Raw genomic sequence first — 26,506 nt, 5'->3', positions numbered from 1 at the left:
ATAAGGAAGTGGGTAACGATGAGAAGACGGGTTGCTTTATTGCTGGCTGGGTGGATATTTGTAATGAACGCGCATTTTATTGTGGGTGTTAAGGCTGCAGGCACGGGTTTTAAGGATGTAAAACCAGACCATTGGGCGGGCAAAGCGATTGAAGCGGCGGTAGGCAAAGGGTATTTCAAAGGCTACGCAGACGGGACATTTCAGCCGAACGCTACTGTTACGCGAGCAGAGTTTGCGGCCTTGCTGGCCCGCGTGGCGGAGGGCGAGGTGGAGGTGAATCCTGCGGCAAGCTTCGCGGATCTAGCCGGTCACTGGAGCGAGGCAGAGGTCAAGCGGGCGATTGCCCTTGGTTTTGTGCAGCCTAGCGATTATCCCGATGGCTTCAAGCCCAACACGCCGATTACACGCTTTGAAATTGCGAAATGGATGGCCTCCGGTTTGGCTGAGGCTGACCCGGACTACAGGCAGGCTCTGGAGGATACCAAGACAACAGTTATTCCGGTGAAGGAATACTTTAATCCAGGTATATCTGAATCTAAGTCCTCTTATATCGCTGTTGCCTTAGGTACGAAGCTGTTAAGCGGTTATCCGGACGGCTCTTTTGGTATGGATCTGAAGGCAACCCGCGCAGAGACAGCTGCCATTTTGCTAAATTATGAGAATGCAAGCCTGAAGCAGGCAGATCAATTTCTGGGACTTCGAGAGCTGCGTCAGGTAGGTACGGAACGAACCAACCTTGAGACGATCAGCCCTTTTACGACAGGGAATACGTCATTTAATAATGTGGTTGATAAAACCTATACGTTCAAGAATAACGCCGGCACCTTGAAGCTCCACCATTATATTGTCGTGGATACGGAGGACTTCAAGGATATCAGCAGCATATATGCGCCGTTGTTTGTGGATGAGACTGATTATGTGGAGAGGATTGATAAACCGGGAAATTATCGGGTGTATATGCAAGTTACTATTTATCCGAAGGCGAGTGAGTTTAGTATTGGTCACTATATAAATGGAATCAACTCAACTCTATTAGGAATCGGTAGAGTGAATAATACAAAACTAATTCAGCAATATGGTTATCTGTCTTTTCCTGCTTTAGAAACTAAAAAGTTTTTTCAGAATTATAAAAACGGTCAAGGGATATCGTTATGGATTGAAAGTTATGTTAAGGAACGAAGCAGTTACACCACTGATGACAGTTCATTTGTAATAACTGAGGGAAAATAATTTCATGGTGGTAAATCAATGAAAAAATTTTTGGCTGCTTTATTTACTTTATTTCTATACTTTGCTGTATTTCCTAAATTCTTATTTAGTGCTGGGTTTGAGAATGGTTATCCAGCTTCAGTAGAGGTAACTCCCAATGGACCAGTAAATCTTCAAACGATTAAAGTGGTGGTAAAGGGGGAGGCTCCAGCTACCCCGAAGGTTGTGTGGGTTCAATCCGACACTGAAATATGGAGAGCTACCTTTGGAAATACCAGTGTAGAGACAGGGACATTCGGAAGCGGAGAAAGTGCACTTCCTTTAAGAAAAAGAACAGAAGAGAAACTAGATATGACTACTTATGCCCCGCAGTCAATGAAGGACTCAATAGGAAATGCTTTTATAAGATCATATGTTAGAGATTTATTTATTGAGAATATGGAATGGAACTCAGTTCCCTATTATGAGCCAATAGGGACTAAACCAGAGTATGACCGAGGGAGTATAACGGCTACTATTAAGGTTTATACAGGCCATCCTTTAGATGTAACAGATAAACATAGGTATTCAACTAGGGCAGACGGAGCGCCTAAATTTATGGCTGAGTACTATATCCCAATGGACGTTAACTACACCGGATACGTAGTAGAAAAAAAGCAAATTCGCGTAGTGGAAAATGCCGTTTTACAAGCCAATGAAACCAAAAATATGAAGGCTGAGGTTCGAACCCTGGATTACACGATGGCGGATTGGAACGAGAAGTGGTTTGATGTCTCCACAGCGCCGGAGACGGCGTGGTCCTCCAGTAACGAAGCAGTGGCCACTGTTGACAGCAACGGCAAAGTTACCGCGATTTCGGAGGGAACAACAACAATTTCCGCTGACTGGAAAAAAGGACCCTATTGGCTGAGAGGGATAGCGACGATCAGAGTAGGCAATGGGCCGCCTCCGGGCCCGGATCCCGATCCGCTTGAGCCTGGGGTGACCTGCACGACCCCTTCGCCCGGCAGGACAATGTCGGGAGAAGACTTCAGCCCGAATGTCAGCGCGGTTATCCGGGCGGACGCCCGGGGCAGCGAACGGTTTAATGTGCTGGATGGCATACCAACAACGGAAAGTTTGTACGGTAATGTATGGGCAAAGAACTATTTGCATCAATACGGTTACCAGGAAATGACGGGGAAGTGTACGTTTACCGTCAATGTGACTGTTATGCCGCCGCCCCCGCCCCCAGATGGACAACCGGGTGAGCCTTCAACCGTACAAGTCCAGGTGGATAAGAACTATTCCTTCTGGACGGTATCGCAAGTTGAGGTCTATGGCCTGAAAGAGGCTGCCCTGCAGAATTATGCGTTCGAGGCAAACGGCATCAGAATTTCACCTAGCGGATATAACACCCCGTATTTTGCGATAGCACAGACGCATCGTTATGAACCATCCGCTGTTCTCGACATTACTGTGGGTGCTGACAGCGATCCTGAAGCAGCCGCCAGGTCGGCGGTGAGCGTGCGGGTGAGGAATGATACGTTCACGTTCAATGGACAGACCCTCATGAGCGGAGCGGAAACGACGGGCAGCGGGCAGGCTCCATCTCCAATTCCTACAGCAGCTATGACGGGCGACAATATTTTGTACAGTCCGGGAAACGTCATCCCGATGTTCAAGACAAACCAGGAAAAGCGGCCGAGCACAGGAACGGTATATTATGTCCAGGTCAATGGTGCTGCTGAAAGAAGTTATCCTATCTATGGCATCAACCCGGTCACCGTACATACTCCGGTCGTCATTTATCCTGCCGTATCGGATGACCGGGAGCATAATCAGAAAACCAAGCCGGCAGCAGGGCGTTCTGCAGTTATTCTGGACCGGCCTTTTGTAATTGAACTGCCAAATTCGGGGCAGCATGCGAGTTATCTCGGATACGGCAGCCGCAATTATTTAAAATACATCGGCAGCAAGCAGGTCAGGTTTCCGTTTGATGTCTACGACGGCTCCAAGACGCAATTTCACCCGAAAAATACATGGATCGAGGTGGAGAAGCCGCAGGAGAGCTTTTCCTTTTTTCTCCCGGTATGGGTAGATGAAGGATTCTATGACGTCGAGTTCCGGACGATAGCGCATAACGCGCCTGCCGGAGCAACCCATCAAAGAAATGCCAACCTGGATTTAACTCATCATATTGCCTATGACACTGTGGCGGTAGATGTCATTGGACGCGTGTATGATTTCCGGGTTACCGATATTGCCGACTACCACTGGGAGACGGTGTTCCGGACGGCGAAGGGAAGCAGCCTGCCAACGGGAACCGCCTACTGGGCCGGGTTAGGGGGCATAGACGGGGCGCCAAGAGGAATCTCGTCCATGTATACTCTGCCGATTCGTCCCGGAAGTCATCCCGTATATAAGAACGTCGCTATCAAAACCGGATATCATTTCAAATTCGATCTGAAGACTAAAGGAAATATGTTCGGAATTAAGGATGAAATCAAAATTACGCCTAGTTTCTACTTTATCAGTGCGGAAGACGGGGCGCGCACGCCCGTGGAGCTGTATTATCACAAAAGCGGAAAAAGCTATATCAAAGTAGGTTCGCCCGGCGACGAGGTGAACCGGTACGTTGTCCTGAACGAGCGCCTGCGCAATGTTCCCGAAGAGGAACTGACGGATACGGCGCTTTATAAATATGACTATCAATACTCTTTTGGCCAAATTGCGAACATCGGGCGCCCGCAGTTTGTAAGTCACTATATCAACTTTGCCACGAAACGCAGGACGGCGATAGGGAGCCTGACCCTGCTGCGTCTCCCCGAAGGCGTGCGTACTTTTATCGGGCCGAAAACGAATATCCCCGCAGGGGTCGATCCCAGCCGGGCAAATGCTGCCGTGCAGAGATGGTACGGCGAGTACAGCCTGCCAGCCGACCTGTATGCCGTGAAGGCTGGGACGAACGTCGCAGAATACGGGCGAACGCACAGAGGGCTTACGGACAAGTCGCCGATCTTTTTGAAAAATGGTTATATCGTGGTTAATTTCAATATGGAGACGGTGCGCGAAGGGCAAGCCACCGACCCGCATCTGCAGTATATTCACGGTCCATTGGTTAACCAGTGGCATCAGATGGAGGGCTTTGCCCGGAGCGTGCAGGATCCGTTTGGCGTGACCTACCGTCTGCAGGACGGGGACGTTGTGCTGTACCATGCCGGCCTTTCCAGCCGCGATGATTTCCGCTCGATGGTCACGCATTAATTCATAGTTCAATAGTCTTAGCCGATCCCTGACCCGGCTCGCCGGGGAAAGCTCGGCTTTCTTTTTTCCTCCATATGGAAAAAGACGGCAAGGCTTGAAACTTGCCGGACTTTAGTGTAAAAATGATTTGTGCTAAAATAGGAAGAATGAGTGGGCAACTGCATACGATATACTATAGGACAGGTGTGTGAAGATGAAACCTTTTATATACGATTATACTTATGATGAATTACGGGAATGGGCTGTCGCCCAAGGAGAGCCTGCGTTTCGCGGAGGGCAAATCTTTGATTGGCTCTATGTAAAACGTGTAAACTCTTTTGAGGAAATGACGAACCTGTCCAAGCCGCTCCGCCAAAAGCTGGATGAGCAATTCGCCTTCGTCACTTTGAATGAAATCACCAAGTTTGAATCGAAGGATGGAACGGTCAAGTTCTTGTTCGGGCTCCATGATGATCATGCGATCGAGACGGTCATCATGAAGCATAACTACGGGAACAGCATTTGCGTAACGACCCAGGTCGGCTGTAAGGTCGGCTGTACGTTCTGTGCCTCGACGCTGGGCGGACTGAAGCGGAACTTATCGGCTGGGGAGATCGTTGCCCAGGTTGTACAGGCTCAGAAAATCCTCGATGACCGCGGCGAGCGTGTAAGCAGTATCGTCATTATGGGCACCGGGGAGCCATTCGAGAATTACGACGCCACGATGAACTTCCTTAGAATCATGATCCATGACAAAGGCTTGAATATCGGGCAAAGGCATATTACGGTCTCGACGAGCGGTATTGTTCCTAACATTTACCGATTCGCCGACGAGGATACGCAAATTAATTTGGCGATATCCATTCACGCGCCTAACGATGCGCTTCGTTCCAAGTTAATGCCGGTGAACCGCCGCTTTCCTTTCGACGACGTTATGGAGGCGCTGCGTTATTACATCGCAAAGACGGGACGCAGAATTACATTCGAATACGCGCTGATCGGCAGTGTCAATGATCAGCCTGAGCATGCTGAGGAACTGGCCAGCGTCATCAAGGACATGCTTTGTCATGTGAATTTGATCCCGGTTAACCATGTGCCGGAGCGCAAATATGTGAGAACTTCAAGAAATGATATTTTTCAGTTTCAGCGCATTTTGGCGGATAAGGGCATCAATGTGACGATCCGCCGTGAGCAAGGACACGATATCGCGGCGGCCTGCGGTCAGCTGCGGGCGAAGCATATGGAGTCTGGTGCGAGGTGATCTGATTCAATGAAAATGGTGTATTTAAGTGATGTGGGACGCGTCCGCCCCGTAAATGAGGACAGCGCCTGGGTATCCCGCTTGGAGCAGGGCTACACCTTAGGCATTGTCGCCGATGGCATGGGCGGCCATCAGGCCGGAGATACCGCCAGCAAACTGGCGGTAGAGACGATCACTCAGGATATCGTCTCGCTGGCTCCGGGACTGTCGGTGCAGGCATGCGCTGAGGCGCTTAAAGCAGCGATTCTGCATGCCAATGAAGTTGTTTTCCGCAAAGCCTCAGAACATGATGAGTACCACAACATGGGAACGACCGTCGTCGCCGTGCTTCTCAGCGGACGGGAAGGGGTTGTCGGCCATATTGGCGACAGCCGGGCCTACCAGTTTCGGCAGGACGATCTGATTCTGCTGACGGAGGATCATTCGCTCGTGAATGAGCTTGTCAAGAGCAAGCAAATCAGTGAAGAGGAAGCCAGCGTGCATCCGCGGCGCAACGTGCTGACGAGGGCGCTGGGCACCGATTCCGATGTGGAGGTCGATCTGGACCATATCATATTGGAAACCGGGGATATCCTGCTGCTTTGCAGCGACGGGCTCAGCAACTATGTATCAAAGGAACAAATGACCCTTACGCTGGGATTGGACGATCTCTCCTTGCAGGATCGGGCTGATCGCCTGCTTCAGCTTGCCTTGAATGCAGGTGGCGACGATAATATTACCGTTGCCCTGCTTGAGCATCAGGAAGAAGCCGGGTCAAGCATAAAGGAGTGGAACTCATGATCGGACACGAATTGGGCGGTCGTTATCAAATTATCGAACGAATTGGCGGCGGGGGAATGGCGCTCGTCTACAAAGCGCACGACGTTCTCCTCAATCGCAACGTAGCGATCAAAGTGCTGCGCCAGCAATTTGTGAACGACGAGGAATTTATACGCCGTTTTCGGCGGGAAGCGCAGTCTGCTGCATCTTTGTCGCATCCCAATGTGGTCAGCGTCTATGATGTAGGACAGGAGGACGATATTCATTATATTGTCATGGAGTACGTGGAAGGTCAGAACCTGAACGAAATCATTAAGGAGCGCGCGCCGCTGCAGGTGGACGAGGCCATCCGCATCGCATCGCAAATCGCCGATGCCCTGGATCATGCTCATCATAACCAAATCATTCATCGCGATATTAAACCTCATAACATATTAATCGGCCGCAATGGCCGGGTGAAAGTGACCGATTTTGGGATCGCCCGCGCGGTCACGTCTACGACGATTACGCAAACCGGCTCGGTCGTAGGGTCGGTGCATTATTTCTCGCCGGAGCATGCGAAGGGAGTCGCTACCGGGGAGAAATCGGATTTATATTCACTGGGCATTGTGCTGTATCAAATGCTGACGGGGCGCCTTCCGTTCCTGGGAGAGAGCCCGATTAGCGTTGCCTTGAAGCATTTGCAGGAGCATTTCGAGGAGCCGCGTTCGGTTAACCCGATGATTCCGCAAAGCGTTGAGAACATCATTCTGAAGTCGATGCGCAAAAATCCGGGCGAACGCTATCAGTCGGCCAAAGAAATGCTGGTTGACTTGGAGACCTGCCTGCTGCCGGAGCGGCGGATGGAGTCGAAGCTTTTATTTGATGATGGCGACGATGAGGATAGCACCCGGATCGTTCCGGCGATCAGGCCGCAAATGGGCGGCTCGGCTGCCCGGGGCGGTTCCAAGCTGTCCAGGGAGGCGCAGGCCGACGAGGACCGCGACGAGGCGAAAAAGGGCACGAGCTTCTGGTCGAAGCCAGTGCTCTGGGTAAGCCTAACGGTATTGCTGCTTGTGGCGATGGCCGGCGTCGTATGGTACGTGAACAAAACCTTCACCGTACCTGACGTCACGGTTCCAAGCGTTCTTAATATGAACGAAGCGGACGCAGCGAAGGCGCTGCAGGACAAGGGACTGGCGGTCGGCGACGTGAAGCGGGAGTACAAGGAAGGCTTCGATGAAGGGATCGTCTATGACCAAAGCAGGCCGGAAGGTACGATAGTCAAAGAAGGCGCAATTATAGATTTAACCGTGAGCACAGCCAAACCGCTGAAGAAAATGCCGTCATTCAGCGGCATGACTTATCAGGAAGCGGAAGCCCAGCTCGTCCAGGCCGGAGTGGATAAGGACCGGATCAGTCAGGTGGAAGAGTTCAGCGACGAGGAAGAGGCTGGCAAAATTATTGGTCAAAGCCCCGATGAAGGCACGGAGTATGATCCGGCGTCAGTAAGCATTACACTTAAAGTGAGCAAGGGCGCTAAGGAATTTAGTATGAAGAACCTGATAGGAATGAAACAGGAAGAAGCTGAAGCCCTCATTAAGGAATTGGGGCTGAAGCTGGCCAAGGATGGCATTAAGACGGAGCCTAGCTTTGAGAGAGAAGCGGGCGAGGTCATTGACCAATGGCCGTTTGCCCCGAACAGCCTGGCTACGCCGGGAACCGAAATGGTGCTGACCGTAAGCTCAGGTTATCCGCCGGAAGCCATCAAATACACCTTTGAAGTGCCGGCAGCTCCTGTGGAGGAAGGCAAGAACAGCAAAATCCGGATCGTCTACGGGGACGCACGGGGGGATAATAGAGAATGGGGAACCAAAACGATCAATGCGACCCAAACGTTCTCCGTTGAACTTGTATTAGCCCCGAACAAGAACGGTGCGGTCTCGGTCATCCGGGATGGGGAGCTGTTTGACACTTATCTGGTCTCGTACATTGATGCCAAGCAGGGAACGGTACCTGTGCCTCAACTGCCGGGCAGTCAATATGACGAGAATTCGTACAATGAATGGGACGAAGGCGAGATTGAAAACCCGGAAACGGGACGCATCGACCAGGGAGCTGTAGCCCAAGCCGTTAAAGCGGATAAGAACAATAAGGGCAATAACGGCAAAGGAAAAGGCAAGGGTAAAAAAGAACACGGCAACAACTAGACAGGAAGAAAATGAAAGTGAGGCCGGCAGCATGCCTGAAGGTTTAATTGTTAAGGCATTAAGCGGATATTACTATGTGAAGCCGTTAGCCTCGGCAGAGGAGATTGTTCTCCAATGCCGGGGCCGCGGCATTTTCAAGAAAAAGGGGATTACTCCGCTCGTAGGGGACCAAGTTCTATATACCCCTACCGAGAACGGGGAAGGCACGGTAGACGAAATACTGCCGCGCGATACGGAGCTGATCCGTCCGCCCATCGCTAATGCCAGCCATGCGGTTCTGCTGTTCTCCGTGAAGGAGCCGGATTTGAACCTGCAGCTGCTGGACAAGTTCCTCGTACATATCGAGCATGCGGGACTCCTCCCCCTGATTTGCCTGACGAAGGAAGATCTGCTGGATGAGCAGGGCGACGAACAGGATCGTAATTTAACGAAGCAGGTTGGCGAGTTATATGAAAAGGTAGGCTATGAGGTTATCATTACTAGCTCCTTGACGGGAAGCGGGACGGATGAAGTAAAGGCGCGGCTGGCTGGCCACATCAGCGTGTTTGCCGGGCAATCGGGCGTGGGAAAATCATCTCTGCTGAACGCCATGCTGCCGGGTTTATCGCTAGAAACAAGTGAAATCAGCCTGAAGCTGGGCCGCGGCCGACATACGACGCGCCATGTGGAGCTGATCGAGCTGGATAATGGCGGTTATGTTGCGGATACTCCCGGGTTCAGCCAGCTGGACTTCCTGGAGCTGGGCGTAGAGGAGCTGTCATCCTGTTTTATCGAATTCAGCGAATATGCGGAGCAATGCAAATTCCGGGGCTGCAGCCATCTGCATGAGCCGGGGTGCCGGGTCAGAGCGGCGGTAGAGGAAGGCGAAATTGTCTCCAGCCGCTACAAGCACTATGTACAGTTCTATGAGGAAATGAAAGATAAAAAACGGAGGTACTAACTTCATGCGAAAAATCAACATAGCACCGTCTATTTTGTCCGCGGATTTTGGGAAATTGGCTCAAGAAGTCGCCGAGGTTGAGCGCAGCGGCGCCGACTGGCTTCATGTCGATGTCATGGACGGCCATTTCGTGCCCAACATGACGTTCGGACCGCTGGTGCTGGAAGCCGTGGCGCCTCATACGAAGCTGTTCCTGGACGTGCACCTCATGATCGAGCATCCGGAGCGTTATATCGAAGCGTTCGCTAAGGCAGGAGCAAGCCTGATTACGGTTCATGCCGAGGCTTGTGTGCACCTGCACAGCGTCATCCAGCAAATCAAGAGCCTGGGCGTAAAGGCAGGGGTCGCCATCAATCCGGCTACGCCGGCGCTGGCGGTTCGCGAAGTGATCGAAGATCTTGATCTCATACTTGTCATGACGGTGAATCCGGGCTTCGGCGGGCAAGCCTTCATCCCGGGAACAGTCCGCAAGATTTCGCAAATTGCCGAGTGGAGAGAGCAGCTGGGATTAACGGGCCTGCATATCGAAGTTGACGGCGGGATTACCGCTGCTACGGCGCCAACCGTAGTAGAGGCCGGGGCAGATGTGCTAGTTGCGGGCAGTGCGGTGTTCGGGCGCGAGGACCGGGCGGCAGCGATTTCTGAAATCCGCGGCAGCGTGGAGCGTTTCTAGCGAAACCGTATTGTCCGTTGGTATAGGGATGGGCAGTGCCGCATACAATGGGTTACATGAGCAGGGTTCTCATGTAGCCTTTTTTTTGTGTCCTCAATACACGGGAAGCAGACTTGGAACATAGACTATAGGTGAAGGCATGAGAATGATGGGGAGGGTGAAGGATGAAATTTTACACATTCAAGCTGCCTAAGTTTTTGGGCGGATTCGTCAAAGCGGTATTGAACACATTTCAGAAAAATTAGGGAGGGGACCTTGCGTCTAAGCATCAGCAGGAAGACGCGAGCCCGCTCCCGCCGATCACGCAGCGTTCCAGGCCGGGCGGAGCAGGCGGCGGGCATTAAAAAAGCACCTCGAATGACAAGGTGCTTTTTGTCTATATGCTTATTACAACCCTACGCGCGGGTTACTTTACCGGATTTCAAAGCCCGAGTGCTAACGTATACGCGTTTCGGTTTACCGTCTACAAGAATACGGACTTTTTGTACGTTCACGCCCCAAGTACGCTTCGTGTGATTGTTTGCGTGGGATACATTGTTCCCTGTGCTTGGGCTCTTGCCTGTCACATAACATTTGCGAGACATTCATTACACCTCCTAATTCCAACCTCTTAAAACAACACTTATCTATAATATCACAGTAAAAAAAGAGCCGTCAACCAGTGGCGCAACTTTATTTCTGGCTCCATTGCTCTTCTTTTATTTATTTCTCTTTCTTCTTATAGTACAATGTTGATTAGTCCATAATAATTTTGGGGAGGAGTTGATGCGGGCGTGGCTATTGAACTACATACGGAGCATGGGACAGTCCATATTTCCGATGAAGCCATAGCGGTGATCGCCGGATCGGCCGCCATGGAATGTTATGGATTGGTAGGAATGGCAAGCCGCAAGCAGTTCAAGGACGGTTTTGCCGAATTGATTGGGAGAGAGAATCTGGCCCGTGGTGTGGAAGTGAACCTGGAGAATAATCAATTGTCGATTCATCTTTATATTATAGTTAGTTATGGCACGAAAATTTCCGAGGTCGCACACAACATACAACAAAAAGTAAAATATGTACTCACCGAAGTCGTTGGACTCGAAGTAGCGTATGTCAACATCTCGGTTCAAGGCGTACGTGTATCAAGCTAGGAAGGGGAATTTTCATTGAGTAAGCGTTCTCTGAATGGAACAGATTTTACCGCTATGGTGTTAGCCGGGGCGGAGAGGCTTCATCAGCATGCCGAGCATGTCAACTCCTTAAACGTGTTTCCGGTTCCGGATGGAGACACGGGGACGAACATGAATTTGACGATGACGGCAGGCGTGTCTGAGCTGAAGAACAACGGTACCGGAGGCTTAGGCAGCCGGGCGGGCGTATTGTCCAAAGGTCTCCTGATGGGCGCGCGAGGCAACTCTGGCGTTATTTTGTCCCAGTTATTCCGTGGCTTTGCCCGCTATGCGGCGGCTTACGAAGAACTCAACACGATTCATTTCGCCGCTGCGCTGCAGAGCGGTGTGGATACCGCCTACAAGGCCGTTGTTAAGCCGGTGGAAGGCACGATTCTTACCGTGGCCAAAGAAGCGGCCAAGCATGCCGTATTCTATGCCAGACGGACGACGGATGTGACGGAGCTGATGACGGAGGTGCTGGCCAAGGCCAAGGAGGCGCTTGCCCATACGCCTGAGCTGTTGCCCGTCTTGAAGCAGGTCGGTGTCGTAGATTCCGGTGGACAAGGACTCGTATATATTTATGAAGGATTCTTGCAAGTTTTAACGAACGGAACGATACCGATGGAAGAGCCCGTAACGGGACAAGCTGTATCCGCCGTAAAACCGGTCTCTGCGGCTCCGCGAATTACACCGGACGCCCCGATTTCCGCCCAAGCCAAATTGGAGACGGAGGATATCGAGTTTTTGTACGACATGGAATTTTTCATCAATCGTACGCTCGGTGAAGCTAGAAATACGCCATTTAACGAAGATCAGTTCCGGGAAGCGCTGTCAAAGAATGGAGATTCCATCATTGTCATCGCTGATGATGAAGTAATCAAAGTACACGTGCATTCTAAAGCGCCGGGCGAGGTGCTGAATTTGGCCCTGCGTTATGGCGAGATTACGCAAATTCATATTTTGAACATGCGCGAGCAGCATCGCGACCTGCTGTCGGCGGGAATGGACGCGGCTCCCATGCCGGAATTGTTCGCCGATATCCCGGCAGAGGGCCTGCGCCAGACAGAGCGTGCGGAGATGCCGGCCGACGAACTGGCGCCTTATGGCTTCATCGCGGTTGCTTCAGGGCAAGGTATCTCTGATATTTTCACCAGCCTTGGCGTTGATGTCGTGCTCGCCGGAGGACAGACGATGAATCCGAGTACCGAGGATTTCGTGAAGGCGATTCATTCGATTTCCGCCCAGCATGTGTTCATTCTGCCGAACAACTCGAATATTGTACTAGCCGCACAGCAAGCGCGCGATCTTCTGGAAGGCGAGCGCGAGGTTACCGTTATTCCAAGCAAGAGCATTCCGCAGGGAATCGCCGCTGCATTCGCGTTCCAGGAGGAAGAGAGCGTAGAGTCGAACGCCGACAGCATGATGAACGCCGTAAACCATGTCAAGACGGGACAGGTGACCTATGCGGTTCGCGATACGGTATTCGATGAACTGGAAATTACAGCCGGTCACTATATCGGCATTGCAGACTCCAAAATCGTGGCAACGGAAGCAGGTCTCCTGGAGACGTGCCGGGATCTGCTCTCCAAAATGCTGGAGGGCGGGGATGAGATCGTAACGATTCTCGTCGGCGAGGAAGCCTCGCCCGAGATGACTGGCGAACTGATAGCTTGGATGAATGAGACTTATCCGGATGTCGAAGTGGAGGCCCACAACGGCGGCCAGCCGATATATTATTATTTATTCTCTGTGGAATCCTAGGCTGCGCCTAGAGGTGACGGGAGAGTTGAAAGGATGAGGATCTCATGACCAAGGTTGTCATCGTTGCAGACAGTACGGCTGACGTACCGAAGACTACGGCGGAGGAATATGGCATTCATATCGTGCCGATGCGTCTTGCGTTCGGCGAGGAATCTTTTCTGGAGGGCGTCGACATTACAGCGGCAGAGTTCTACGACAAACTGACAAAGTCGCGTGAGCTGCCGAAGAGCTCCCAGACGTCCCCGTCCCAGTATGCCGAGGTCTACCGCAATTTGCTGGAAGCGAATCCGGGCTCGCCGATCGTATCCATCCATATCTCTTCCGGCATGAGCGGAACCTATCAATCGGCCCTCTTGGCGAAGACGATGCTGGAGGAAGAGACGGGCAAGGAGCTCGATATTACAGTCATTGATTCCTTAAGTGCTTCCTACGGCTTTGGTCTTCAAGTGGTTGAAGCGGCAAGAATGGCCTCTAAGGGAGCCACCGTGGACCAGATCAAAGCCGAGGTCGAACGCCTTGGGCGCAGCCGCAGGCTGTACTTCCTGGTTGATACGCTGGAGTATTTGCAGAAGGGCGGACGGATCGGCAAAGCGGCGGCTATTCTTGGCACGCTGCTGAACATCAAGCCGATTCTGTCGGTGGATCAGGAGGGCATTATCTACGCAGTGGATAAAGCGAGAGGCCGCAAGAAGGCGGTATCGCGGGTTATCGAGCTGTTCGTGAATGATTTTGGCAATCATAAAGATTTGAATGTTGCGGTTTGCGACGGTGTGAATCCAGAGCTCGCCCAGGAGTTTGTGGATTTGCTGTCCCAGCACTTCACGCTGCATGAGGTGGTTCGCACGGACATCGGCGCAGTCGTAGGTTCACATACCGGCCCGGGAGTGGTAGCTATATTCGTGTGGCCGGCTTGAAGCGAGGGATTGGAATGAGTTTGGATTTAAACGAAATTCCGGTAAAGCAGGTTAACGGCGTGAGTGCTCTCAAAGAAGGAGAGCTTCACGCCTTTGGCATCTTTACGGTAAATGATTTAATGGAATATTATCCGTTTCGGTATGAAGATTACCGGCTGCGCTCTTTGACGGAGGTGAAGGACGGCGACCGGATTACTGTCCAAGCCAAGATCATGGGAGTGCCTGTACTGCAGCGCTACGGCCGGAAATCGAGGCTGACGTGCAAAATGGTGGCCGAGGACTGGATGTTCACGGCGACCTGGTTTAACCGCCACTTCTTGAAGGATCAGCTGACGGCGGGACGGGAGATCGTGCTCACGGGCAAATGGGACCAGCGGCGCAGCCAATTGACGGTCTCGGAGTCGGAGTTTCCCGACCGCGGCACGCTGCGCAGCGGGAGCCTGCAGCCGGTATATTCGGTAGGCGGGAAAATTACGCAGACCTGGATGCGCAAAACGATCGGACAGGCACTGCAGCAATATGGGGAGATGATTCCGGAAATTTTGCCGCCGGAGCTCCTGCGTAAGTATGAGCTGATGCCGAGACGGCAGGCGATTTGGCGCATTCATCAGCCGCAGGACAGCGAGGAAGGGCAGCAGGCGCGCCGCCGGATGGTCTATGAGGAGCTGTTCCTGTTTCAGTTGAAGCTGCAGGCCTACCGGGCGATGAATCACGAGCGGATGGACGGAGTGAAGCATGAGGTGGATAATGCGACGATCCGTGAGTTCGTTCGCAGTCTTCCCTTTGAGCTGACAGATGCCCAGAAGAAGGTGGAGCTGGAGATCCTGCAGGATATGCGTTCTCCGTACTGCATGAATCGTCTGCTGCAGGGGGATGTAGGCTCGGGCAAGACGGTTGTGGCGGCCATTGCGCTGTATGCGGCGGTCAAATCGGGACATCAGGGCGCATTTATGGTGCCAACGGAAATATTGGCGGAGCAGCATATGCGCTCATTGTCCCGGTTGTTCGAGCCGTTCGGCATTACCGTAGGCCTGCTTACGGGCAGTGTGACCGGGCGCAAGCGCAAGGATTTGACTGCCTCGCTGCAAATGGGGCTAACGGATATCGTCGTCGGGACCCATGCGCTTATTCAAGAGGACGTGTTCTTCCGTTCGCTCAGCTTGGTCGTGACTGACGAGCAGCACCGGTTTGGCGTCAATCAGCGCAGCATCCTGCGGCGCAAAGGCTTCAATCCGGACGTGCTGACGATGACGGCGACGCCGATTCCCCGCACGCTGGCGATTACGGCCTTTGGCGACATGGACGTGTCCACACTGTCCGAGCGGCCGAAGGGACGCAAGCCGATTTCGACCTATTGGGTGAAGCATCACATGATGGATCGCGTGCTTGGGTTTATCCAGCGCGAGGTGTCCGCGGGAAGGCAGGCCTATCTGATCTGCCCGCTGATCGAGGAGTCTGATAAGCTGGATGTGCAGAATGCCATTGATCTGCACGTCTCGATGCAGCAGGCGTTCCCGCACTTCAAGGTCGGGCTGCTGCACGGGCGGATGACCGCGGCCGAGAAGGACGAGGTCATGCGTTCGTTCTATGACAATGAAGTGCAGCTGCTCGTTTCGACGACCGTCGTGGAGGTCGGCGTGGATGTGCCGAACGCGACGCTGATGATCGTGATGGACGCGGACCGCTTTGGCCTGTCGCAGCTGCATCAGCTGCGCGGCCGGGTTGGCCGGGGGGAGCACGCTTCGTATTGCGTGCTCATCGCCGAGCCGAAGTCGGAGGTCGGTCAGGAACGGATGAAGGTCATGACCGAGACGGACGACGGCTTCGAAGTGGCTCGCCGGGACCTGGAGCTGCGCGGTCCCGGGGATTTCTTCGGCACCAAGCAGAGCGGGGTGCCGGAATTCCGAATCGCAGACATGGTCAGCGATTTCGCGGTGCTGGAGGCGGCACGGGACGATGCCGCCCGTTTGGTCGGCGACGAGTCTTTTTGGACGTCGCCGCAGTATGAGCCGCTGCGCGGGTATCTGCAGCGGGAGCAGGTGTTCCAAGGCGAACTGATCGATTGATGTGAACCGCGATCGGCTTTGAAATCGCAATCGCAATCGCAATCGCATTAGAGGGGCATGATCGATGCACGAGTAAACACCGGTGGGGTTCTGACGGACCGTGGTTCCGTTATATTATGAAAATCGTCCTATTTCATTGGTTTGTTGGACACAGGTTCCGCTATTTGAGCAAATGAATGAGTTTCTGTTGTGATTTGCAGCAAATAAAGGCTCCTGTGTCCGTTCCCTATCCATTTTGGCGATTTTAGGACAAATAGCGGATCTCATGTCTGTTACGAGCCAGAGAGAAATGCCCTTGGCAAGCTTATCTTAATCCTAGCTTGCCAAGGGCATTTTTTCTGTGGCAACATGTACATCCTATCCGTCATATATTAATGAGGATTAGCGTGTGACGGGAGGTGTAACCCAGTTTTGAGTTATCAGCAATATGGCATCAGTCCGCAGCTGGTGGAGCGCATTAAGCTGAAAATGAAAAACCCAGCCGTAAAAGAGCGCATCAAGTCCCTCGCCGATGGTCTGACTAAATCGGACCTGCAGGATAGAGCCAAGGTCAGACGGCTGGTGAAGTCGGCAACCTCGATTTTGAATGAACGCTTGACAAGCGTGCAGGAGGAACAGATCGTCCAGTTTGTCATCGCTCAAAAAGTCGACCCTCGGAATACGTTCCATCTCCTTAAGTTATGGAGCATGTTTAGGTAATGTAAAGCTGTATAGGTTGGTGAGCGTAGAAACCGTTCGTCCCTGCAGGGGCGAACGGTTTCTTTAATATATTCGAGGTTCGTCAGGTACGTCGATAAATGTTTTTCTTTCTATATGATAGTCCGCATGCAGAGTCTTTATTAGCTCTTCGTTAATCCCGCTTCGCCAAGAAAGCGGCGTACGACATCGATTTGGTATTGTACCCTGGTGGAAAAGGGCAGGCTCCAGCCTGTCTCTACGGTGACTGTCCGTGCTCCAAGAATACGGGCTGCGGCGGTGCGGGAGGAGCCAGGCAGCTCATGCAGCCGCAGATTGAAGGATTGGGATTTGGCCCGGATGGTGCGGTTGACTCCTTTGATGATTTTGCGTGCGGCAGATACGGACCGGCTGCCCGGATCAGTGATCAGCGTTTGGCCCAGTACCTTGGAGTTTTGCTGCGATAAACCGTTCGCTTCATGAAGATCCAGATACCAGGAGGGGCGATAGCGTCTTGCTGTATCAAACAGCGCCGCGGATAGCGGATGTTTCGCTGTTTGGCCTGCTTTGCGGGGAAAGGTGCGGTTCAAATCCGGCACGCCGCGAATACGCTGGCGATATGCACGCCTATGGACCGTGGGGACGATGACAAGACGTCCTGTATGAAGCCTAAGCTCGTCTGTGCCCAGCATGCGGACGAGCCTGCGAGCCGCTTGGATGCTGCCGGTCTCATTGCCGTGTATCCCTGCAACGATCATAGCGGTTGGTCCGGGCCGCGCGCTTTGCGCCACATAGTAAGGAGTAGCGTAGGATGTGCCCGGCAACAGCGTATACTTCTGTACCAGCATTATGCTCACCTCCACTTCTGCTTGCCTGCTAATGGCGGGTATACACTATAAATATGCAGGGAAGAGAGGGATTAATTGGACAGGTAACTTTGTCGGCTGCCCGTACAACGCCCGGATTTAGCGCTTGCCCGTTCCGCGCAAAATCGCAGTCAAATGGTTCGTGTAATGGCCGATGGCCAGGCTGACTTGGGATTTCAAATAATCCCTGGTCATTGTAAACTCGTCTTCCATGCCGCGGCATACGAAGCGATAGCGGATGTCCAGACCGTCCATCGACGGCTCGAAAATGCGAATGCCCTGCTCCAGAAGGGATTTGCGGTATCGCTGGATATCTCCGCGGATATGCTGAGCCAACACTTTCGTCGCTGCGGCATAGAGGGCTTTGAAGGTCTGGGACGACATTTCGACTTCCCTGTTCTTCTTCTCGACGATTTCGAGAGCTACAGGCAAAATGATGTAACTCTTGATGACTTCCATATCCTTGGCCGTTGGAGGAGAAACGGTCCGGTGCGCGGCCCCGCCTGCTGCTGCTTCACCCGCCGCCTGCCGGCTGGCTGATACGGACTGCTCCTTATGCTGGGGGAGCATCATCCGGCTTGATTCCCAAAGGCCGTTGCCTGATAGCTTTTTGCTCATTTATAGTGCCCTCCAATCTTTCTTGCCCGTTCTCTGGCCTGCCCTGATGTCGTCAATGAGGAGGCTCTCATAATCGCCGCGCTGCCGTAGCGGTCTTTAATCAGATCGGTTGCTTTGTCCAAGGCCCGAAGCTTTACTTGATCCTCAAAAAGGGTCAGCTGGTAGCCCTGGTCGGAGGCAAGACCGCTAAGCGCAACGCCTAAGCGGCGTACCGGCAGAGTGTTCCAGTGGCGATAGAACAGTCTCTTGGCCGCTTCGTAGACGGTATTTGTATGATGGCTCGGATCGGCCATCTTCATCTGCCGGGAGAAGCCGAGGCGCGCATCATAGGGACTGCACAGGCAGCTGACGGTAACGACCTGCCCCATATAACCTTTGCGCCGGCAATCCCGGCAGACCTCCTCTACAAGCTCAAGCAATACGGTGTCGATCTCATCCTGCTCGGCATAATCCCGCGGCAGCGTCATCATATGGCTGACCGATTTCGGCGCGGCGTCGAAGGTGCGCGGCGTCACCGGGGAATCGTCAAGCCCGTTCGCCGTCCTCCACATGACCTCCGCCTGAATATCGCTTTGCTTGCCGAAGCGGGCGCGGAATTTGTCCTTCAGCACCGGCAGCGGTGTTTGGGCAATATCGCCGATCTGGTACATTCCGAGCCGGGTGAAGTGAGCAGCCATACGGGAGCCGACCCCGAACATTTTGGGAATCGGCTGCGGCCAAAGCGCCTCAGGCACATTAGCTTTGGGCAGGACATATAGTCCGCTCTCATTTTTCTTCGCCCAGATGTCAGTAGCCAGCTTGGCAAGCATTTTGTTGGAGCTGATGCCGATGCGTACCCATACGCCGGTCTGTTTAAGCACCTTCTGCTGAATCGACCTCGCCATGGCGAGCGGATCGCCCTGGAACAGGTGCAGGCTTCCCGATACGTCGAGAAATTGCTCGTCGATCGAAAAAACTTCGACCAAATCGGTGTATTCCCGGTAAATGTCCGTAATCATCAGAGATATATCGATGTAATGCTGCATCCGCGGGCGCATGACGACGAGACCCGGGCATTTGCGGATCGCTTCTCCCAGACGCTCCGCCGTCGTTACCCCAAAGCTTTTGGCGATGGGGCAGGCCGCCAGAATAATTCCTGAACGGCGGGCGGGGTCTCCCGCTACGGCTACCGGTTTGTTCTGGCATCCCGGATGATCCGCTTTTTCGATGCTGGCATAGAAGCTTTGGCAATCTGCCAAAAAAATCGTCCTTTCGCGCGCGCTTATCATTTGGGCGCCTCCCACAGTCTCATAAGAAGAATCATCAGCTCCGCCTTCACCAGGCTTCTGAGCATTTTGAAACGGTGAATATATCCCCGAACCTTGTACTCTACTTCGACGCCCAGCGCGTTCATCGTCGTGTCCAGCACTTGAATGCGCTGCTGCCGCATTTTGCTTCTGAGGGTTTTCAGCTCGAGATGGATGCTGCTTTCAATTCCCTTAAGATAAAAGATCACGAGATTGTAAATCAATTTATTCTGCTGCAGGCTAAGCTCCTCAATATCCCTTGCCAGCATATCCAGCAAAATAGGCAGCAAGGTGTACTCTTTGATGATTTGAATATCCTCTTCTGTCTCGATTGTTGAGTTAATCATGATATTTCACCACCATAATGCGAACGTATATTCGTTTTATATATTATACACCGAACGTAAGTTCGTTATGCAAGTGAATTTTATGGAAAATGGATACTTCGATATAGTCCCTTTATATTATAATAAATGTAATTTTATGGTTCTTATTACGGGGAGGAAAATGGGCAAGAAGTCATCGGCGGGATCACGTAGTCCTATGGAAAAATCCGGAACGAAATTATCGAAAAGGGATAGAAACTAGTATAGGACCAGCGCACGTTTTTTTAGGGGATAACAGAATTTAACAAAATGCTATAAAGCCGCGTTATTAAGCGATTTTTGCACGAGACTTTGGTATCAATTTTGTAACCTTTATGGAAACGGGTGTAAAAATAGATCGAAACTTCGAAAAAAGTTGCGCGTCTAATATGAGCGAACAGCAGGAGCACTGTACTTCTCTGAAAACAGCGACTTGGAAATGCAGCATAGGAATGCTTCGTTTTTCAAGTCTTTTTCATAAGGACGAGAGGTGCAGTTGTTAGAAGGCGATCATGCAAGAAAACCGGGAAGCAAGAGCTAAAAGGCTTCTATTATGCAGGATAGGGCCCAAATGGAAAACACTTCTATTAGCCTAGTTACTTTATTAGAGTACTTGGTTAATGATAGAGGTAATACGAGAGGAGTGGAGGTGTGAGGGGACCGTACTGGTAAAATCGCCTGCATACAAAAAAATAGCGAGGTGACAAGAGCAAACCCGATGACAACGTTAGCGCGAAAAAGGTTAATTATTTTACTCGTACTCGGCGGTATTCTGATCGCCGGTGGGATCTACCTTATCATTCAAAATCTGCCTCCATCTCTTGCGACGTTCCAAACCGCGGACGGTGCAAAAATCAAATTCCAAACTTCGGGAGACCGGTTCATGGAGTACAAGGGTGAGGGAAAGTGGCAGGAGATTTTCGTGAAAGGCGTCAACTTGGGAGCTACGGTTCCTGGTCATTTTCCCGGGGAATTCCCGATCACTGAAGAGGATTATCTGCGTTGGTTCAAGCAAATCGATGATATGGGCGCCAACGTGATTCGTATCTATACCGTGCATAATCCGGTGTTCTATACGTCCTTAGTCAAATACAACAAAGAAAAAGGAGACGATCCGCTGTACTTCATTCAAGGCATTTGGTCGCCTGAGGAACAATTGATTGAGCTTAAGGATGCATATAACCCTGGAATCAAGGAAGCATTCCATAAAGAAATCGAAAAAGCGGTAAAAGCGGTATACGGAGATTTAAAAATACCGGTGCAGCCGGGAGCTTCGGGAGGAAAGTACAGAGCGAATGCGGGGCGCTATTTGATGGCCTGGCATATCGGTACAGAGTGGGATCCCGAAATGGTCGACAACACAAACACGCAGTATGCCTCCATAGAGCCTTACCGGGGCAAGCGGTTCTCTGCGCTGGACGAGGCCAGCCCGTTTGAGAGCTGGCTTGCTGAGCTAATCGATCAGACGGCTGAGCTGGAGGCTGGTTACGGCTGGCAGCATCCCATGACCTTCACAAACTGGGTCACGACGGATGTGCTCGAGCATCCTGGAGAGCCTCTGTTCGAAGAGGATTTGGCCAGCGTGGATGCCACGCACATAGAGCCGGTCGACTGGGAAGCCGGGTATTTCGCCGCCTATCACGTATATCCGTACTATCCAGATTTCTTCCATCTTGACAAGACGCTGGAGACCATTCCCGACGGTAAGGGCGGCTTCAATACGTATAAGGCTTACTTGCGGCAGTTAAAGGCATATTACAAGGATATTCCGATCATGGTTACGGAATACGGGGTACCTGCGTCTTTGGGCGTATCGCATATCGGTCCCGGCGGACGGAATCAGGGCGGGCACAGCGATGACGAAAAGGCCGAAATCGACGTATCCCTGACCAAAGACATTTATGACGAAGGCTACTCCGGCGCCATATTGTTCATGTGGCAGGATGAGTGGTTCAAGAAGACGTGGAATACGATGCGCTTCGAAATCCCCGAGGATCGGCGCTCTTATTGGCTGAACGTCCTGACGAACGAGAAATTGTTCGGTATCGTCGCCATGGGCCCGGGCAAAGAGGAAGACATCATTATCGACGGCAAGCTGAGCGATTGGGACGCATTGCTGGAAGGAGAAGTGAAGTCGTGGGACAAACCAGCCCCCGGCATTGAACGTTTCCGTGTAACGCATGACGAGGCATACGTGTACGTAGGGCTTACGTTGAGCGAGGATTTTGATCCCAAAGCCCGGCAAATTTATCTGGGGACGAGTACGCAGCCTGGAGGAAACGAACCGGTTACCGAGCTGCCTGGCATTAAGCTGAGCGACGGGCTGGAAAATTTGGTCGTCATCGGACAGGATGACGAAACGGAAGTAAGAACGGCGCCGAGCTATGATTTCCACCGCCGTCTCTATGGACGGTACGGCCACTGGATGCTCGAGGATCCGACGGAGGAGGAGAAGGTGCAGTTCCAGCCCTGGAAGCTGGCCGTCAGCCTGACGATGTCTCCGCCGGATACGAGGCTTAGCCAGCCGTTTCAGGATATGACGGTCGGCAGTCTGGTGCGGGGAACGTCTGATCGAAAGGATGAGCATTTTAACTCGCTAACCTCATGGCAATACAGCGGCCGCGAAGTAGAGCTCCGCATCCCATGGATGCTGCTTGGCTTCGCAGACCCCAGCTCCCTTCAGGTCATTGATTATGGCCCGCTCAAAAAAGATCGCTCGTTTACGACAGCGCAGACGGACGGAATTACTTTTGTGCCCTGGATCAAAGACCGCCAGAGCCAGGAAGTATTCGGGCCGGGCAAAGACGGGGCCGTCAATCTTGCGGAGCAGCCGAAATATACTTGGTCGCCTTGGGAAACCGTGAAATACACCGAGAATTTAAAGTCCGGCTACTATGCGCTGAAGAAGTTTTATGAAAGCTTGCCGGAACATCAACCTGAATAGTCCGGTGCTTGGTATATAGAAGGAGGAATGTTCTTTATGTATACGCATCTTACCTTGGCAATCTATTTTATTTATTTCTGCCTGGGACTGATCGGGATAGGAATCGCGGGTTTATTCGCCTTGAAGTTCAATCATCTGCATAAAGTCAAAATGAGTCAGCAGTATTCGAAGAAGCATCAGGATTATTTCAAATTCATTCAATCCCATCTGAACGGGCCGTCGGAGCTCCAGCTTCCGCCGGGCAAGCTTAAGGCGCTCGAAGCTCGGGTCATCCAGGAGAAATTCATCGGCTGGATTGGCCAGTTCAAGGGCGAGTATCGGGAGAAGCTCGTCAAGCTCTGCCACGACGCCGGCTTTGTGCGCCAAGACATTAAGCTGCTGGACAGCTTGTTCTACGGGCGGAGAATTGCCGCGGCTTACAGGCTTGGCGGAATGCGAGCAGCCGAGGCCGTACCCCGGCTGCTGACGATGATGAAGAGCGAGCGTTATACTCCGCTTACCATCGTCGTAGCCCGGGCCGTCGCCAAAAGCGCAGAGAACGAGGAGCAGCTGAAGGAAATGCTGCAGCACCTGCTTCGCCACGGCAAACCGATCCACAATATGGCTGCCGATATCGTAATGGAGACACGGCTTGATGCCAGCGGCCTGCTGCTCAAGCTGCTGGATGATGAGAATCCGGATCTCGTGAAGGTAGCTCTCGTGGCGATGTGGGGGCAGGCGGTTCCAGAGGTCGTTCCTTCCCTGGATCGCCTGGTCGGCGCCGAGCAGACAGATGTCCGCGCCGAGGCTGTGAAGCTTTATCTAAGCTCCAACCCGGTGCTTAAAGATGACACCATCAAAAAGCTGATGGCTGACAGGGACTGGGAAGTGCGTGCCGCCGTGGCCAAATCCCTCGGTTCCCTGCACGCGGCCGGCAGCATTCCGCTTCTGCGCCATGCGCTGAAGGATGCGAACTGGTGGGTGCGGAACAACAGCGCTGAAAGCCTGGCCAAGCTGGGAGAAACGGGCTTCGAGGTTCTTTGCCAGATTGCGATGAACGGCTCCGGCGTGGAGCGGGAGACGGCGATGTATCATATCGAAAGAGCGATGCTGCAGGATAACGAGCATCAAAAACTCGACCAAATGGTCGCCTATAACAAAAAAAAGCTGCTGTACGAGCGGTACTTCGGCGTTGCCGAGCGAAGACCGATTCGTCAGGTTGCGGCGGTCGGAGGCGATTACTCTGCTTAGAGACATTTTGCTGATTTACGGACTATTTGCCATTTACTATGTAATGACAGTTAATACGATTTATTTTACGATTATGGCCTTTTCATTTCGGAATATCATGACGATTTTTCGCAGGTCGGCCTATTCGAAATACAACACGCTCTCCGGCTCGGAGCTGGTGCCTTCCGTATCCTTGCTCGTGCCGGCCTTCAATGAGGAGCTTACGGTCATCGAGAATGTGAAGTGTCTGCTGACCTTGAATTATCCGACCTATGAAGTGATCGTCATCAACGACGGCTCCAGCGATAACACGCTGGGGGTATTGAGGGAGGAATTTGGCCTTGAGCCGCTTCCGAATCCGGAAATGCGGAACTCGATTGATTGCCAGCCGATTAATGCTGTCTATCACAATCCTCAGTATCCGCATCTGTATGTAATAGATAAACCGAATGGCGGGAAGGCGGATTCCCTGAATGCGGGTATCAATCTGTCCCACTATCCGCTTATTTCGTCCATCGATGCCGACTCGCTGCTCGAGAAGGATGCCTTGATCCGTATGGCCCGGATGTACATGGAGAACCCGGAAGAGACGGTAGCCATCGGTGGGGACGTTCGGATCGCCAACGGCTGTGTGATCGAGAACGGAGCAGTGAAGCATGTGTCGCTGCCGCGGAAAATGTGGCCGATGTTCCAGGCAGTTGAATACTTGAAGGCATTCTTGGGCGGACGCATCGGCTGGAGCGCCATCAACGGACTGATCATCGTGTCTGGGGCGTTCGGGATGTTCCGCAAGGACTATGTCATCGCCGTAGGGGGATACCGCGGAGGATATCCTGGCGAGGACATGAACATTATCATCAAACTGCATCGCTATATGCTGGAGAACAAGCTGAAATACCGCGTTGCCTTTTGTCCGGAAGCCGTATGCTGGACGCAGGCGCCGGATTCTTACCGCATTTTGTCCAATCAGCGGAAGCGCTGGGGACGCGGTAACCTGAAGAATATGATCGAAAATTACGATATGGCCTTTAACCCGAAATACAAAGTCATGGGGCTGTTGACGATGCCTTACAACATTATTTTCGAAGCGCTCAATCCATATTTCAAAATTACCGGCCTGCTTGCGCTGGTCGGCTATACGATCATGGATATGACGAACTGGAAAATTCTTGTCGTATTCGGGCTGATCAACATTTTGAGCGGTTATTTGCTCAGTATTGGCGCCTTATTCTTGGAGGAACTCGCCTTCAAGCGGTTTACGAAGGTATCCGATCTGGCTCGTCTGCTGATGTTCTCCGCTTTGAAATTCTTCGGTTATGCTCAGCTCGGCGGACTATGGCGGATCCAAGGTCATATTCAATTTTTGCGCAATAACAATTCCTGGGGAACGATGACCCGGACGAGCTGGAAAGAAGAGAGCGAAGCGGCCAAGACCGCTTAAGACTTCAAGGCTTACGAGGGGAGTTCGGGAAGGGAGTTGATAGTCAACTGCACAAGCCCGTAAGGGGCTGCACTACTTCAATCTTACAGAAAGGCGGGAGTTCAGATGCCGAATACGGCAGCATTGCAAACCGAAATCAAGCAATCCAGTTTATATTCAACGATCGAGCGGCATGTGAGGGAATCTGTCCAGGAGGCCAACGGGGTTCTGTTCATTTATTCCGCAAGTGCTCCAACCTATTTGGAGACGCAAATTCGCGGAATTTTAGAAACTCAGCCCGGCGTAACCTTTGAGCTCTGGAGCGGTAACGAACCTGGCAGCTATGCCGTTCTGCTGCCCGGGCAGCCGCTTGATTCCGTTCATTTTCAAGGCTTGCTGTTGAAGCAGCGGATTCAGGAAATCGTCGGAGACTTGGATCTGCACATGACCTTGTCGAGCTTTCCCGAGCAAGGCGAGCTGAGCGAGCAGGTTTTGAAGCAAATGGAGGAGTCCGCGAAGCTGAGCCCTTCCGGGGATATCCATATTTTTACGAGACAAGAGTTTCACTCATCGCAAAGCCGTATCCTGATCGTCGAAGGCGATCCTGCGGTTCGCGAGTTTCTGCAAATTAGGCTGCAGATGCAGGGCTATGACACAGCCGTGACGGATAATGGAATTTCCGCGCTGGAGCTTATTGAGAGCTGGAATCCGGATCTGGTGCTGACGGAGTTGAATCTGTATGGCATCGACGGCCTGCCTTATATTCACCATATCCAGCAGCTCAACGTTAAAAACACGCCGAAAATCGTCGTTCTGACCGAGCAGCGCGTAGAGCAAACGATCAGTCTATGCTTCCAAAGCGGTGTAGATGATTACATCACCAAGCCCTTCTCGCCAGTTGAACTGGATGCGCGGATTCGGCGCTGCATTCACTAAATATTAAATAAATAGAAAAAAACAACTACTTAGACA

The 26,506-nt window shown here is 52.3% G+C and carries 22 protein-coding genes; 17 read left to right on the top strand and 5 right to left on the bottom strand.

The annotated features are described in order from the left end of the window. Positions 1-18: 18 nt before the first annotated feature. The 8 genes from MKX50_RS15955 to spoVM all read left to right on the top strand — a co-directional run bounded on the left by MKX50_RS15955 (position 19) and on the right by spoVM (position 10,501). A complete protein-coding gene (locus MKX50_RS15955; protein ID WP_339157349.1) occupies positions 19-1,230 on the top strand; it encodes an S-layer homology domain-containing protein in 1,212 nt (403 codons plus the stop codon). Between the two features lie 576 nt (positions 1,231-1,806). After that, complete coding sequence (locus MKX50_RS15950) at positions 1,807-4,455, top strand: DUF5704 domain-containing protein (RefSeq protein WP_339157348.1); 2,649 nt, start codon at positions 1,807-1,809, stop codon at positions 4,453-4,455. Positions 4,456-4,648: 193 nt separating this feature from the next. Continuing rightward, entirely contained in the window at positions 4,649-5,695 is a 1,047-nt protein-coding gene (rlmN, locus tag MKX50_RS15945; RefSeq protein ID WP_339157347.1) for a 23S rRNA (adenine(2503)-C(2))-methyltransferase RlmN, read from the top strand. A 9-nt stretch (positions 5,696-5,704) separates the two neighbouring features. Further along, a complete protein-coding gene (locus MKX50_RS15940) occupies positions 5,705-6,475 on the top strand; it encodes a Stp1/IreP family PP2C-type Ser/Thr phosphatase (RefSeq protein ID WP_155610271.1) in 771 nt (256 codons plus the stop codon). Beyond that, positions 6,472-8,643: a Stk1 family PASTA domain-containing Ser/Thr kinase gene (gene pknB, locus MKX50_RS15935; RefSeq protein ID WP_339157346.1), complete on the top strand. Its 2,172-nt coding sequence runs from the start codon at positions 6,472-6,474 to the stop codon at positions 8,641-8,643. Before MKX50_RS15940 ends, pknB begins: the two co-directional genes overlap by 4 nt. 31 nt (positions 8,644-8,674) lie before the next feature. Further along, positions 8,675-9,583 (top strand): ribosome small subunit-dependent GTPase A, encoded by a 909-nt coding sequence (gene rsgA, locus MKX50_RS15930; RefSeq protein WP_339157345.1) that lies wholly within the window; start codon positions 8,675-8,677, stop codon positions 9,581-9,583. A gap of 4 nt (positions 9,584-9,587) precedes the next feature. Further along, positions 9,588-10,256, top strand: a complete 669-nt coding sequence (gene rpe, locus MKX50_RS15925) for a ribulose-phosphate 3-epimerase (protein ID WP_155610268.1) — start codon at positions 9,588-9,590, stop codon at positions 10,254-10,256. A 164-nt stretch (positions 10,257-10,420) separates the two neighbouring features. Further along, positions 10,421-10,501, top strand: a complete 81-nt coding sequence (gene spoVM, locus MKX50_RS15920; protein WP_055107596.1) for a stage V sporulation protein SpoVM — start codon at positions 10,421-10,423, stop codon at positions 10,499-10,501. 150 nt (positions 10,502-10,651) lie between these two features. On the opposite strand, the gene rpmB is transcribed toward spoVM, so the two are convergent. Beyond that, complete coding sequence (rpmB, locus tag MKX50_RS15915) at positions 10,652-10,840, bottom strand: 50S ribosomal protein L28 (protein WP_019639081.1); 189 nt, start codon at positions 10,838-10,840, stop codon at positions 10,652-10,654. 189 nt (positions 10,841-11,029) lie between these two features. Between rpmB and MKX50_RS15910 the strand changes: the two genes are divergently transcribed. From MKX50_RS15910 to MKX50_RS15890, 5 genes are all read left to right on the top strand, one after another. Beyond that, positions 11,030-11,389, top strand: coding sequence for an Asp23/Gls24 family envelope stress response protein (locus MKX50_RS15910; protein WP_213590464.1), 360 nt, complete (start codon positions 11,030-11,032; stop codon positions 11,387-11,389). 15 nt (positions 11,390-11,404) lie between these two features. Then, positions 11,405-13,171 (top strand): DAK2 domain-containing protein, encoded by a 1,767-nt coding sequence (locus MKX50_RS15905; protein WP_155610267.1) that lies wholly within the window; start codon positions 11,405-11,407, stop codon positions 13,169-13,171. 44 nt (positions 13,172-13,215) lie between these two features. Next, entirely contained in the window at positions 13,216-14,085 is an 870-nt protein-coding gene (locus MKX50_RS15900; RefSeq protein WP_155610266.1) for a DegV family protein, read from the top strand. A gap of 14 nt (positions 14,086-14,099) precedes the next feature. Then, complete coding sequence (recG, locus tag MKX50_RS15895) at positions 14,100-16,151, top strand: ATP-dependent DNA helicase RecG (protein WP_155610265.1); 2,052 nt, start codon at positions 14,100-14,102, stop codon at positions 16,149-16,151. A gap of 411 nt (positions 16,152-16,562) precedes the next feature. Beyond that, positions 16,563-16,850 (top strand): stage VI sporulation protein F, encoded by a 288-nt coding sequence (locus MKX50_RS15890; RefSeq protein WP_155610264.1) that lies wholly within the window; start codon positions 16,563-16,565, stop codon positions 16,848-16,850. A 140-nt stretch (positions 16,851-16,990) separates the two neighbouring features. On the opposite strand, the gene MKX50_RS15885 is transcribed toward MKX50_RS15890, so the two are convergent. From MKX50_RS15885 to MKX50_RS15870, 4 genes are all read right to left on the bottom strand, one after another. After that, positions 16,991-17,674, bottom strand: coding sequence for a succinylglutamate desuccinylase/aspartoacylase family protein (locus tag MKX50_RS15885; RefSeq protein WP_155610263.1), 684 nt, complete (start codon positions 17,672-17,674; stop codon positions 16,991-16,993). Positions 17,675-17,791: 117 nt separating this feature from the next. Then, on the bottom strand, positions 17,792-18,310 hold the full coding sequence (locus MKX50_RS15880) for a hypothetical protein (RefSeq protein ID WP_339157344.1): 519 nt from the start codon (positions 18,308-18,310) through the stop codon (positions 17,792-17,794). Next, a complete protein-coding gene (locus MKX50_RS15875; protein WP_339157343.1) occupies positions 18,307-19,578 on the bottom strand; it encodes a DNA polymerase IV in 1,272 nt (423 codons plus the stop codon). Before MKX50_RS15875 ends, MKX50_RS15880 begins: the two co-directional genes overlap by 4 nt. After that, positions 19,575-19,943: a hypothetical protein gene (locus MKX50_RS15870; RefSeq protein ID WP_213590469.1), complete on the bottom strand. Its 369-nt coding sequence runs from the start codon at positions 19,941-19,943 to the stop codon at positions 19,575-19,577. The genes MKX50_RS15875 and MKX50_RS15870 overlap by 4 nt, the downstream gene beginning before the upstream one ends. Positions 19,944-20,679: 736 nt before the next feature. Here MKX50_RS15870 and MKX50_RS15865 point away from each other — a divergent pair. The 4 genes from MKX50_RS15865 to MKX50_RS15850 all read left to right on the top strand — a co-directional run bounded on the left by MKX50_RS15865 (position 20,680) and on the right by MKX50_RS15850 (position 26,470). Continuing rightward, positions 20,680-22,905, top strand: a complete 2,226-nt coding sequence (locus tag MKX50_RS15865) for a hypothetical protein (protein ID WP_339160153.1) — start codon at positions 20,680-20,682, stop codon at positions 22,903-22,905. Positions 22,906-22,941: 36 nt separating this feature from the next. Continuing rightward, on the top strand, positions 22,942-24,135 hold the full coding sequence (locus MKX50_RS15860) for a HEAT repeat domain-containing protein (RefSeq protein ID WP_339157342.1): 1,194 nt from the start codon (positions 22,942-22,944) through the stop codon (positions 24,133-24,135). Between the two features lie 43 nt (positions 24,136-24,178). Next, complete coding sequence (locus tag MKX50_RS15855; protein ID WP_339160151.1) at positions 24,179-25,555, top strand: glycosyltransferase; 1,377 nt, start codon at positions 24,179-24,181, stop codon at positions 25,553-25,555. A 105-nt stretch (positions 25,556-25,660) separates the two neighbouring features. Then, positions 25,661-26,470 carry a response regulator transcription factor gene (locus tag MKX50_RS15850; protein WP_213590472.1) on the top strand — a complete coding sequence of 270 codons (810 nt, stop codon included), beginning with the start codon at positions 25,661-25,663 and terminating at the stop codon, positions 26,468-26,470. Positions 26,471-26,506 lie beyond the last annotated feature (36 nt).

This window comes from Paenibacillus sp. FSL W8-0186 (assembly GCF_037969765.1).
GTDB classification, from domain to species: domain Bacteria; phylum Bacillota; class Bacilli; order Paenibacillales; family Paenibacillaceae; genus Fontibacillus; species Fontibacillus woosongensis.
This window is presented reverse-complemented; position numbering and strand designations above follow the sequence as displayed.